This window comes from Pedococcus sp., from assembly GCF_036000045.1.
Lineage (GTDB): Bacteria > Actinomycetota > Actinomycetes > Actinomycetales > Dermatophilaceae > Pedococcus.
On sequence record NZ_DASYGF010000002.1, the window covers coordinates 1 to 12,014 of the forward strand.

A 12,014-nucleotide genomic window follows, 5' to 3' on the forward strand; every position below is an offset into this window, starting at 1 on the left:
GAGGCGGATCCCCAAGGGGATGGCCCCGATGCGGCCCTTCCACAGGGGTCGACCAGCCCACCGAGGGGTTCGGAGGTCATCCGTGACAGTGGCGTCATGCCCGGCCGCGTCCATGACCTGCCTCAGCCCTTCCTTGCGGCGGAGATCTCGCAAGCGTCCATCACGCACCGGGCCCTGACCGGAGCGGTAGGGCGCGGAGAGGTCCTCCGTCTGGCCCGAGGGGTGTATGCCGCCTCGGCGCCGTGGTCACAGCTCTCGCCCCGAGCGCAGCACACCGCGCTCGCGCGGGCTGCCGCGAGGGCGTTTCCCGAAGCGACGCTCAGCCATCGCAGTGCCGGATTACTGCTAGGCCTACCGCACCCCCGGGGGCGGCTGGGGCCTCCGCGAATGACCCTTCGTGATGATGACAGAACGAGCAGGGCGAAGGCCTGGGTGCAGTTCCACCGAGGTGAGACGCCCCCTGCCCACATTCAGGTCAGTGACGTGCGGCTGACCACGCCGGCGCGCACCGTGATCGACTGCTTCCGAGAGGAACGGTTTCCCGATGGTCTCGCGATCGCAGACGGGGCGGTCCGCCAGGGCCTGGTGACCGTGACCGAGCTGGTCGAGATGCGTCACCACGAGCGGCGTTGGCCCGGCGTCGCCAAGGCGGCACGCGGCATACCTGTCATCGACGGGCGCCGCGAGAGCTGGCTCGAGTCCTACTCGGCCGGCGTCTTCGTCCAACGTAAGATCCCGGTCGGCGTGCCTCAGGTGATCGTGCTCGACTGGGCTGGCGAGTTCGTGGCGCGGGTGGACGCGGCATGGCCCGAGCGGGGGATGGTGGGCGAGGCCGATGGCCGGGGGAAGTATCTCGGTGAGTTCGCCGATGGGTTCGGCCGAGAGCCCGAGGACGTCGCGCGACGAGTGATCGCCGCAGCGCAGCGGGAGACCCGGCTCCGCGACCTCGGCCTGCAGGTCGTCCGATGGGACACGGCCGAGATCGTCTCGAGCCCGGATCGGGTCGTCAGACGTTGGCAGCATGCCGAATGGGCGGCGGATCCGGGGCGGGTGCGTGCGCAGTTCGTCTGCGTATGCCACCGCACCGCCCTCACCGATTGCCCTCAATCCACCTCTTGATTGCCCTGCACGAGCGAAACCGGTGGATTCAGGGCAATAAGTCGGGGAGGGGGAGGGGGAAGGTCAGCCGAAGCGGCCGGAGATGTAGTCCTCCGTGGCCTTCACGCTGGGGTTGTTGAAGATCCGCTGCGTGTCGTCCACCTCGACCAGCTTGCCGGGCTTGCCGGTCGCCGCGAGGTTGAAGAACGCCGTCCGGTCCGACACCCGCGCGGCCTGCTGCATGTTGTGGGTGACGATGACGATCGTGTACTTGCTCTTCAGCTCACCGATGAGGTCCTCGATGGCCAGGGTCGAGATGGGGTCGAGCGCGGAGCAGGGCTCGTCCATCAGCAGCACCTGCGGCTCCACGGCGATAGCCCGGGCGATGCACAGCCGCTGCTGCTGGCCACCGGAGAGACCCGCCCCGGGCTTGCTGAGCCGGTCCTTGACCTCGGTCCACAGGTTGGCGCCCTTGAGAGACTTCTCGACGACCTCGTCGAGCTTCTTCTTCCCCTTGACGCCGTTGAGCCGCAGACCCGCTGCGACGTTGTCGTAGATCGACATCGTCGGGAACGGGTTGGGACGCTGGAACACCATGCCCACGGTCCGGCGCACCGCCACCGGGTCGACCCCCGAGGCGTACAGGTCCTGGTCGTCGAGCATGACCTTGCCCTCGACGCGGCCGCCCGGGATGACCTCGTGCATGCGGTTGAGCGTCCGCAGGAAGGTCGACTTACCACAGCCCGACGGGCCGATGAACGCGGTCACCGAGCGGGGCTCCACCGTCAGCGTCACGCCTTCGACGGCCTTGAAGGCGCCGTAGTAGACGTTGAGGTCGCTCACGTCGATTCGCTTGGCCATGGTCGTGGTTCGTCCTTCGGGGTATGCCGGGTGGCCCGGTCTACTTCTTCACGGAGCCGAAGCGCGCGATGAGGCGGCCGGCGAGGTTGAGCAGGAGCACCAGGAGGATCAGCGTCAGGGCAGCTGCCCACACCCGGTCGACCGCGGGCTGGAGGCTCTCGGTGCGGTCCTGGTTGATCATGGTCGGCAGGGTGGGGATCAGGCCGCCGAACAGGTCTGTCGCGATCGACTTGGTGTAGGGCCCGAGGATCAGCAGCGGCGCCGTCTCGCCCATGACCCGGGCCAGCCCCAGCAGGACTCCGGTGATGATGCCGGAGAACGCCGTCGGCAGCACGACGCGCATGATCGTCTTCCATTTCGGCACACCCAAGGCGTAGGCCGCCTCACGCAGCTCGTTGGGCACGAGCTTGAGCATCTCCTCGGTCGACCGTACGACGACCGGGATCATCAACAGCACGAGCGACAGGCAGACCGCGAAGCCCACGCGCTGGAAGTGGAAGGTCGTCACCCACACGGCATAGATGAACAACCCGGCGATGATCGAGGGGATGCCGGTCAGGATGTCGACCATGAACGACACCGCGCGGGCGAACCGGCTCGCACGGCCGTACTCGACCAGGTAGATCGCCGTCATGACCCCGATCGGCACGGAGATCAGGGCGGTCACGAAGCCTTCGATGAGCGTGCCCTGGATCGCGTGGACCGCGCCGCCGCCGACGTGGCGGGCGGTGATGCCCTTCTGGGAGTTGGTCCACCACTGGGCCTGCAGCAGCAGGTGGTAGCCCTGCGAGAAGACGCTCCACAGGATCCAGGCCAGGGGCACGAGAGCCACGAGGAAGGCCGCCCACATGACGACCCGGGCGAGCAGGTCCTTGAGCTCGCGTCCGCGGGCGGGGTGACCGAGTGCGGGCGGGAAGTGGTCCGCCGGGGACGCCGGACCGCGAGACGACGAGACGCTGGTGTCTACGGCGCTCATTCGGAGAAGGCCTTCCTGCGCTCGATGACGATCCGGGCGATCGCGTTGACCACGAACGTGAGGATGAACAGCACCAGGCCGGCGGCGATGAAGGCACCAGCCTTCTGGGGGTTGTCGAACTCGGCGGCGTTGTTGGCGATGCGTGAGGCGAAGGTCTCTCCACCGTTGAGCAGTGACCACGACCAGGGGGTGCCGTCGGCGAGGGACGACACGATGATGGTGACCGCGATCGTCTCTCCGAGGGCGCGGCCGAGAGCCAGCATCGAGGCCGAGATGACACCTGGGCGCCCGAACGGCAGCACCGCCGTCCGGATCATCTCCCACTTGGTCGCCCCGAGCGCCAGCGCGCCCTCCTTGTGGGTCACCGGCGTCTGCGCGAACACCTCGCGCGACAGGGCCGTGACGATGGGCAGCACCATGATCGACAGGACGATGCCGATGAACAGGATCGTGCCGAACCCGCTCACGCTCGTCGCGGAGAACAGCGGCAGGTGCCCGAGCTTGGACTGTAGGAAGTCCTGCACCGGCTGGTACGCGGGCCCGAGCGTCCGCAGGCCCCACAGGCCGTAGACGATCGAGGGCACGGCGGCCAGCAGGTCGACCAGGGTCGCTGCGGGCTTCGCGAGCCACCGCGGCGCGTACTGGGTGATGAACAGGGCGACCGCCACCCCGACCGGGACCGCGATCAGCATGGCGATCAGCGAGGTCACGACGGTCGTCCACAGCAGCTCGGTGATGCCGAAGCGCAGCTGGGGACCGTCGACCGACCACTCACGAGAGGTGAGGAAGTTGACGTGGTCGTTCTTCAGCGCCGGCACAGCCTGCCACAGCAGGAAGACGCCGACCAGGGTGACCATGGCGACGACCAGCACGCCGGCACCTTTGGCCGTTCCCCCGAAGATGCGGTCGCCGAGCCGTCCGGTGCCTGCCTGGTCCCCGCCGAGCGGGGAGCCGCCGGAGGGCCCAGGCAGCTCGTCAGCGAGGGACACGCCGGTCACGGAGCTCAACGTTGCGCCTCTCGGGTGCGTGGATCTAGAGGACTGCGTGGATCTAAGGACAAGGAGTATGCCGGGGAGCCGGCGCAAAGCCAGCCCCCCGGCATACCGGGTGGGTCAGGAGAGCGCGGCGATGGCCGCGTCCACCTTGGTGCGGATGCTGTCCGGCAGGGGAGCGTAGCCGACCTGCTCGAGTGACTTCTGGGTGTCGGCCGAGGCGAAGTGCTTCAGGAAGGCCTTGGTGAGGGCCGTCTTGGCAGCGTCCTTGCCCTTGGAGCAGACGATCTCGTAGGTCACCAGGAGGATCGGGTAGGCGCCGGGCTCCTTGGTGGCGTAGTTGAGCTTGAGGCTCAGGTCGTTGCCCATGCCGACCACCTTGGCGGCTGCGACGGCCTTGCTGACCGAGTCGCCGGTCAGGGTAACGGGGCCGGCGCCGTTGTCGATCTGGGCGATGCCGAGGTTGTTGTCCTTCGCGTACGACCACTCGGCGTAGGTGATGCCGCCCTCGGTGGCCTTCACTGCAGCGGCCACGCCTGCGGTCTGCGCCTTGCCCTGGCCCTTACCGGTCCACTTCTTGCCAGGCGCGGCGGTCCAGGCCATCGGAGCCGCTGCGTGCATGTACTTGGTGAAGTTCTCCGTGGTGCCTGACTCGTCAGAGCGGAAGAACACCTTGATCGGCTCGCTCGGCAGCGTGACGCCCGGGTTGAGCTTGGCGATCGACGGGTCGTTCCAGGTGGTCACCTTGCCGTTGAAGATGTTGGCGATGACCTCGGGGCCCAGCACGAGCTTGCTGACACCCTTGAGGTTGTAGGAGACCGCGATCGGGCCGGTGACCATGGGCAGGTCCCAGGCAGGCGAGCCGCACGCCTTGGCCGCCTCGGTGGCCTCCACCTTGCCGGCCACGGGAACCGTCTTGAGCGCCGAGTCGGAGCCGGCGAAGTCGACCTGGCCGCCGATGAACTGCTTGATGCCCGCGCCGGAGCCGGTCGGGTTGTAGTTGACGGTCGTGCCCTGGCACTGGTCCTGGAACGAGGAGATGGCCTCTTCGATGGCGTTCTTCTGCGCCGAGGAGCCCTCGGCGTTCAGGGTGCCGCCGCCGGTGGGGCAGTCCGAGGACGTGGTCGCACTGGACGACGCACTGCCGGACGCGCTGCTCGAGGCGCTGCCCGAGCCGCCCGCGCTCGAGCCGGCGTTGTTGTTGGAACCGCACGCGGTCAGGGCAAGGGAGCCGACCAGGGCGACGCTCGCCAACAGGCCAAGACGCTGGATCTTCACGGTGTTCAAACCTCTCCACAGGGGGGAATCGGGGCAATCAAAGGGGCGGGCGGACTGCCCGACGATGCGAAGGTAGGCAGCCCGGATGACACGGTGGCCCGTGGTGGGTGAACGGAAGGTGAACGCCAGCCAGACATTCGCCCAACCGGCGCCGTCGTCGTGGCGAGCGCCACGTGAACGACCCCCCAGCGGACGGTCAAGGTCCGGTCAGTAACTGATCAGGGAAGGTGCCTCTCCACGGCCACGACCCGCGCCTCCGCGCCGCTGCCGGCCAGGTGGGCGACGAGCGCCTCACCCTTGGCCATCTTGCAGTCCGCCGCCTCGCTGAGCACGGCCTTCACCTCGGGCCCGACGGGCTCCCTCTCCCTGTCGTCGACGAGCTGGGCCAGGTCGGCGAGCAGGTCGGGGATGAGCGGGCCATGGCTGCACAGCGCCGTCGGGGTCCCCCGCTCGACCAGGCGCCGCAGGTGCCGGATGGCGCGCACCGGGTCCTCGGCATACCCCTCCTCGCTGAGGCCGCCCTTGGGACGGACCGGCAGGCCGGTCATGGCGGCATAGGGCCGCAGGGTGTCGCTGCACCGCACCGACGGTGAGCTCACCAACCTCGTCACGCCGTATGCCGCGAGCAGGGGAGCCAGCTCGCGGGCCCGAGCGCGGCCGCCTGGGCTCAGGGGGCGCAGCGAGTCATCCTCTGACCATGAGCCGCGTCCCGTGGCGTGGGCATGCCGGATGACCACCAGGGGCCAGGTGGTCAGGGTGCCTGCCTTGTCGGCGCGCACCACCGCCCTGAGCTGGTCCCGGTCGCGGGCGTAGTCGAGCCGGTCGGAGGCGGCCACCACGTCGAGCCAGCGGACCTCGTCGACCTCGTTGCGCAGCCGCCCGGCGGGCTTGCGAGCCTCGGCTGCCCAGTATCGGACCTCCTTGGTGGCCGGCTGGCCCTCACCGTCGAGCACCGTGTACTCGGCACCGGGCAGAGGCCGGCCCAGGGTCACCTCGAGAGCGGTCTCCTCGTGGGTCTCCCGGACCGCAGCCACGGGCCACTGCTCGCCGGGGTCGAGCTTGCCCTTGGCCCACGACCAGTCGTCGTACCGCGGGCGGTGAACAAGGGCGACTTCGAGCTGGCCGCGCCGGCGTCGCCAGGGCACCGTGCCCGAGGCGGGGATGGGCGAGCTCAACGCCGACGTGCCTTGCGGCGACGCTTGCCGTGGATCTCGATCATGGTGGCCTGCAGGTCAGCGAGCGGCTCGCCCTCGGCGTCGAGGTGCACCCGCGTCCACCGGCCGTCGCTGCTCAGCCGCCAGTGCGAGTAGTCACCGCTCATCCCCCTGGCCAGCAGGGACTGCAGGTCGGCCACGTGCCGCGGCTCGCTGAGCCTGACGAGGGCCTCCACGCGCCGGTCGAGGTTGCGGTGCATCATGTCAGCGCTGCCGATGTAGACCTCGGGCTCGTCGCCCGCTCCGAACAGGAACACGCGTGAGTGCTCGAGGAACCGGCCCAGGATCGAGTGGACCTCGATGTTCTCGGAGAGGCCCTCGGCACCCGGGCGCAGGGCGCAGATGCCCCGGACCCAGATGTCGACGTGCACCCCGGCCTGCGAGGCGCGGTAGAGCGCGTCGATGATCTCCTCGTCGACGATGGAGTTCACCTTGAGCTGCACGAGCCCCTCGCCACCCGCCTCGACCTTGGCGATCTCGCCCTCGATGCCCTCGATGAGCCCGCTGCGCACGGACCGGGGCGCGACCAGCAGTCGCTTGAACTTGCTGCGGGGGGCGTAGCCAGAGAGCTGGTTGAACAGCCGTGCCACGTCCTCGCCGACCTGGGAGTCGGAGGTGAGCAGCCCGAAGTCCTCGTAGAGGCGCGCCGTCTTGCCGTTGTAGTTGCCGGTGCCGATGTGGCAGTAGCGCCGCAGCGTCCCGTCGTTCTCCTGGCGGACGACCATGCAGAGCTTGGCATGGGTCTTCAGGCCGACGATCCCGTAGACGACGTGCACGCCTGCATGCTCGAGCTTGCGGGCCCACGAGATGTTGTTCTGCTCGTCGAACCGCGCCTTGATCTCGACGATCGCCAGGACCTGCTTGCCGGCCTCGGCCGCGTCGACGAGGGCGTCGATGATGGGCGAGTCGCCGCTGGTGCGGTAGAGCGTCTGCTTGATCGCCAGCACGTTCGGGTCGGCCGCGGCCTGCTCGATGAACGCCTGCACGGAGGTCGAGAACGAGTCGTACGGGTGCTGGAGCAGTACGTCCTTGTCGCGGATCACGGAGAGGATGTCGGACGCCTTGGAGGACTCGGCCGGCGCCAGGTCAGGATGGGACATGCCACGGAACGCGGGGTACCGCAGGTCCGACCGCTCCAGGTCGGCCACGAGGTTGAGGCCACGCAGGTCCAGCGGTGCGGGCAGCCGATAGACCTCGCTCTCGCTGACGCCGAGCTCGCGGACCAGCATGTCGAGGACGTGGTCGTCCATGGCCTCGTCGACCTCGAGGCGGACCGGTGGTCCGAACCGGCGGCGGGTCAGCTCCTTCTCCAATGCGGTCAGGAGGTTCTCGGCGTCGTCCTCCTCCACCTCGAGGTCCTCGTTGCGCGTCACCCGGAAGGTGAAGTGCTCATGGACCTCCATGCCCGGGAAGAGGAGGTCGAGGTGTGCGGCGATGACGTCCTCGAGCGGCACGAAGCGGGTGCTGAACAGGTCGATCGTGGTCGGCTCACCGGGCTCGGGCTCGATATGCAGCAGCCGGGGCAACAAGGGTGGCACCTTGACCCTGGCGAAGTGCTCCTTGCCGGTCTTGGGGTTGAGCAGCAGGACGGCGAGGTTGAGCGAGAGCCCGGAGATGTAGGGGAAGGGGTGGGCCGGGTCGACGGCCAACGGCGTCAGAACGGGGAAGACGCGCTCGGCGAACTGCTGGGACTGCACGGCCCGCTCGTCGTCGCTGAGCTCGTCCCATCGCACGATCTCGATGCCCTCGGCCTCGAGCGCGGGCTGGACCTTCTCCTTGTAGACGGCGGTCTGCATGCTCTGGAGCTCGTGGGCGACCAGCGAGATCTGCTCGAGCACCTCCCGCGGCTCCAGGCCCGAGGCCGACCGCACGGCCAGACCTGTGGCGATGCGGCGCTTGAGCCCCGCGACCCGGACCATGAAGAACTCGTCGAGGTTGGAGGTGAAGATCGCGAGGAACCTGGCGCGCTCCAGCAACGGGATCGAGTCGTCGGCCGCGAGCTGCAGGACGCGCTCGTTGAACTGCAGCCACGAGATCTCGCGGTCGAGGAACCGGTCCGCGGGCAGCCCGTCGACCACTTCGGCGCCACCGGCCGGGACCACTCTCATGAACCGGCCGTTGGACGCCCGCGGCTGTGCGCTGGCGATCGATACCTCCTGCCCGGGCAGGTCTGCATCGGGGGTCGTGTCGAGCGGCGAGCGCGACGTCACACTCATGAGGTCATCCTGCCGGGACTAGGTGAACGGGATGCGAATACATCACATCGACCATGATGCTGCGGAAACCGAGTCCCGTGTAGGTCCGTACCGCTGCGCGGTTGTCGCCGTCGACGTAGAGCACCACCTCGGGCAGCCCCAGCCGGGCCAGGTGGGCGAGGCCGAGGGCGGTGACGGGGCGCCCCAGCCCGCGACCCTGGTATGCCGGGTGCACCCCGACGACGTACACCTCGCCGGCGGTGCGGGAGGGGTCCAGGGAGGACAGCTGCTCGGGGTCGACCTTGGTCCAGTGGAAAGCAGCGACCCGGCCCGGCGCCTCGCGCGTCTCGACGATGATGAGGCCCTCGGGGTCGAACCAGCCCTGGGCCATCCGCTCCGCGAGGTCCGCCAGCCCCAGCCGACCCTGCTCGGGGTGGTGCGCGAACGCTGCCGCGTTGGTCTCCAGCCAGGCCTGCTCGTCGCGTCCGGGCTCGAACGTCCGGGCCCAGAAGCCGTCGGGCAGGGCGACCCGATCGGGGGCCAGGTCGTCGGTCGACAGGGGCCGCGCCATCTTGTGCAGCTCCCGGGCGACCTCCCAGCCGGCGCTCGCCGCCAGTGCCCGGGCCGGGGCCAGGTTGCCGTGCGCCCACACTCGCGCACCCGGCGCCTGCATGGCCACGGCGTCGAGCAACGCCCTGCCGACCCCGTGGCGGCGGTGGTCGGGGTCGACCACGAGCTCTGCGGACGCCTCGTCGTCGACCACCGCGACCTGGGCGTAGCCCGCGAGGGTGTCATCGGCATACGCGAGCAGGTGCTGGACGCGACCGACGGCGTCGAGCCACAGCAGGGCCTGCTCCGACAGCGCCCCCATGCCGTCGAGTGCGCGAGCGCGCGCCTCGAGGCCGCGCACCTGCATCGCGGTGTCGGGCGTCAGGACCGTGCGGCGGCTCAGCATGGGGACAGGCACGCCCAGCATTGGACCACGCCGACGGGCGAGGCGCGCCCGGGTCAGGCTTGGACCGGGGTGTCCTCGGCAGGCACGAAGCGGTAGCCGACGTTGCGCACGGTGCCGATCAGCACCTCGTGCTCGGACCCGAGCTTGGCGCGCAGGCGCCGCACGTGGACGTCCACAGTGCGCGTGCCCCCGTAGTAGTCGTAGCCCCAGACCTCCTGCAGCAGCTGGGCCCGGCTGAACACCCGGCCCGGGTGCTGGGCAAGGTACTTGAGGAGCTCGAACTCCTTATAGGTCAGGTCGAGGAGCCGGCCGCGGACCCGCGCCGAGTAGGTCGCCTCGTCGATGGTGACGTCGCCCGAGGTGATCTGGACGTCCTCGGCCTCGGGCTCACCCTGGAGCCGCCCCGCCGCGAGCCGCAGCCGGGCCTCGACCTCGGCGGGCCCGGCCGACTCGAGCAGGACCTCGTCGACCCCCCACTCCGCGGTGAGGCCGGCCATGCCGCCCTCGGTGAGGATGGCGACCAGGGGGACCGACATGCCGGACACACGCAGCACGCGACACAGCGAACGGGCCACCGCGAGGTCGCGGCGCGCGTCGAGGAGCACGGCGTCACAGGTGGGTGCGTCGACCAGCGCCGTGGGCTCGGCGGGGATGACGCGAACGTGGTGGCTCAGCAGGCCCAGCGCCGGCAACACCTCGGCGCTGGGCGCCAGGGAGTTGGTGAGCAGGAGCAGACGGGCCATGCACAGGAAGGATACGGTGCCCGTGATGGACACGCGCGGAAGAACACATCATGAGACCGTCGTCTCAGCATGCGCCCACCTCCCGAGGGCCTCGTATGCCGGGTGAGCAGGGTGCCGTCACGGTCCGCTACTGGGCGGGGGCGAGGGCGGCCGCCGGCGTGGACGAGGAGGCCCTCCCAGGCTGCCCCACGGTCGCCGATGCGGCGGCGACCGTGGTCGGGCTTCATCCCGCATTGAGCGCGATCGTGCCCGTGAGCACCTGGCTGCTGGACGGGCGAGCCGCGCCACCGGACACCGCCCTGGCTCCGGGGGCGGTCCTGGAGGTCCTGCCCCCCTTCGCCGGTGGGTGATGGGAGGATGCGGGCTGTGTCGGACCTCCCGGACCAGGCGTCCAGCCCCGCGGTACCACCACCCACGCGCCGTGAGCGGCGCGCCGGGGCCTCGGTGCGTACGCCGCGTCGCATCTACCCGCCGGGGCCTCTCACCGTGCTCGCCACCGTCGCCTATGCCGCCCTCATTGCCCTGACCGGGTTCGCCGGCGCCGAGCTCGTGGCACTGGCGGTCGTCCTCGGTGGCCTCGTCCTGGCGTGGGGCTGGCCCGTCCTGCTGAACCTGCCCAGCCCGCGGGGCAGCACGGGGGTGCTGGCCACCGGCACCCTGCTGATGGCCGCCGCCGTCGTCCTGACCCGGCGGGACCCGTTCCTCGCCTGGGTGCCGGCGGCCCTGGCTGTGTCGGTCGTCATCGCCTTCCTCCACCAGCTGATGCGGCGAGACGGACGGCCCCGCCTGACCGAGTCCGTGGCCGGCACGACCACCGGCCTGGCGATCATCTCCTCCGGTGTGGCGCTGGCCCCCCTGCCCCACGTCCTGGGCGGTGGAGCCGCACTCGCGGCCGCCATGGCCGGGCTAGGGGTGGGTGCGCTGGCCGACCCCTTGATCGGGGTGAAGCGGCTGCGTCAGTGGGCGCTCCCGATCGGCATGGTGCTCGGGGGCCTGGCAGCGCTGGCAGTCGGGCTCGTGGCAGGTGAGGCGCAGACCGCCGCGATGGTGCTGCTCGGCCTCATGGCCGCAGGCGTCTCGCACGCCTGCCGGCGCATCATGGCGGTACTGCCCTCGGCCGGGTCGGCCCGTGCTCAGCTCGCCATGTCGGCGTCCTCGTCGATGGTGATCGGTGTCGTGGTCTACGGCGTGGTCCGGCACTTCGTCGCCTGAGGCCGCACCTCAGTAGACGAGGGAGCGTGCGCTCGGCGCCATGACCTCCTCGACGAAGGCCGCCGCCCCGCGGATCTGTACGCCCTCGACGAGGTCCCGTTCGGTCAGCTCCCGGCGTGCCGCGCACTGACCACACACCGTGACACGGCCCTCGGCCAGCACAGCGTCGCGCAGCTCGGTCAGCGGCGCGGCATACGGCAGGTCCAGCTCGACGCGCCCGGGTACCGCCAGCCACGTCGCTTCCCCGGTCAGCCACAGGCTGACCTCGACCCCGCCGGCCACGGCGGTCGCGGCAACCGTCAACGCCTGGTTGAGGCGCTCGGGAGCCTCGACGCCACAGGTGACCTTGACGACCAGGAGAGCGCGCTGTTCGGACATGGGCACAGGCTACGATCTGGGCCGTGCACACGTTCTTCCTGACCCTGCTCGTCCTCACCGCCGTCGTGGTGACCTGGTTCGCCGCGTTCGTGGTCTACCGCCTGGTGAAGAC

General features: G+C 69.9%; 12 protein-coding genes. 3 read left to right on the top strand and 9 right to left on the bottom strand.

Features of this window, described 5'->3' with window-relative positions:
- Positions 1–483: 483 nt before the first annotated feature.
- Entirely contained in the window at positions 484–1,119 is a 636-nt protein-coding gene (locus tag VGN50_RS00050) for a hypothetical protein (protein WP_327442577.1), read from the top strand.
- A 63-nt stretch (positions 1,120–1,182) separates the two neighbouring features.
- Here VGN50_RS00050 and pstB read toward each other — a convergent pair whose 3' ends face one another.
- The 8 genes from pstB to VGN50_RS00090 form a co-directional block, all read right to left on the bottom strand.
- The gene (pstB, locus tag VGN50_RS00055) at positions 1,183–1,959 is read right to left on the bottom strand and encodes a phosphate ABC transporter ATP-binding protein PstB (RefSeq protein ID WP_327442578.1); all 777 of its coding nucleotides are present in this window, start codon (positions 1,957–1,959) and stop codon (positions 1,183–1,185) included.
- A 40-nt stretch (positions 1,960–1,999) separates the two neighbouring features.
- Entirely contained in the window at positions 2,000–2,935 is a 936-nt protein-coding gene (pstA, locus tag VGN50_RS00060) for a phosphate ABC transporter permease PstA (protein WP_327442579.1), read from the bottom strand.
- Positions 2,932–3,942: a phosphate ABC transporter permease subunit PstC gene (gene pstC / locus VGN50_RS00065; protein WP_327442580.1), complete on the bottom strand. Its 1,011-nt coding sequence runs from the start codon at positions 3,940–3,942 to the stop codon at positions 2,932–2,934. Before pstC ends, pstA begins: the two co-directional genes overlap by 4 nt.
- 105 nt (positions 3,943–4,047) lie before the next feature.
- Complete coding sequence (pstS, locus tag VGN50_RS00070) at positions 4,048–5,205, bottom strand: phosphate ABC transporter substrate-binding protein PstS (RefSeq protein WP_327442581.1); 1,158 nt, start codon at positions 5,203–5,205, stop codon at positions 4,048–4,050.
- 218 nt (positions 5,206–5,423) lie between these two features.
- A complete protein-coding gene (locus VGN50_RS00075) occupies positions 5,424–6,380 on the bottom strand; it encodes an NUDIX hydrolase (RefSeq protein ID WP_327442582.1) in 957 nt (318 codons plus the stop codon).
- On the bottom strand, positions 6,377–8,635 hold the full coding sequence (locus VGN50_RS00080) for an RNA degradosome polyphosphate kinase (RefSeq protein WP_327442583.1): 2,259 nt from the start codon (positions 8,633–8,635) through the stop codon (positions 6,377–6,379). Before VGN50_RS00080 ends, VGN50_RS00075 begins: the two co-directional genes overlap by 4 nt.
- A 4-nt stretch (positions 8,636–8,639) precedes the next feature.
- Positions 8,640–9,581: a mycothiol synthase gene (mshD, locus tag VGN50_RS00085; RefSeq protein ID WP_327442584.1), complete on the bottom strand. Its 942-nt coding sequence runs from the start codon at positions 9,579–9,581 to the stop codon at positions 8,640–8,642.
- Between the two features lie 41 nt (positions 9,582–9,622).
- A complete protein-coding gene (locus tag VGN50_RS00090) occupies positions 9,623–10,312 on the bottom strand; it encodes a response regulator transcription factor (RefSeq protein WP_327442585.1) in 690 nt (229 codons plus the stop codon).
- Positions 10,313–10,407: 95 nt separating this feature from the next.
- Here VGN50_RS00090 and VGN50_RS00095 point away from each other — a divergent pair, with 95 nt between their 5' ends.
- Together VGN50_RS00095 and VGN50_RS00100 are read left to right on the top strand one after the other, a co-directional pair.
- A complete protein-coding gene (locus VGN50_RS00095; protein ID WP_327442586.1) occupies positions 10,408–10,662 on the top strand; it encodes a MoaD/ThiS family protein in 255 nt (84 codons plus the stop codon).
- 16 nt (positions 10,663–10,678) lie between these two features.
- Positions 10,679–11,524 carry a hypothetical protein gene (locus VGN50_RS00100; RefSeq protein WP_327442587.1) on the top strand — a complete coding sequence of 282 codons (846 nt, stop codon included), beginning with the start codon at positions 10,679–10,681 and terminating at the stop codon, positions 11,522–11,524.
- 9 nt (positions 11,525–11,533) lie between these two features.
- Here VGN50_RS00100 and VGN50_RS00105 read toward each other — a convergent pair whose 3' ends face one another.
- Entirely contained in the window at positions 11,534–11,902 is a 369-nt protein-coding gene (locus tag VGN50_RS00105) for a DsrE family protein (protein WP_327442588.1), read from the bottom strand.
- Between the last annotated feature and the right edge of the window lie 112 nt (positions 11,903–12,014).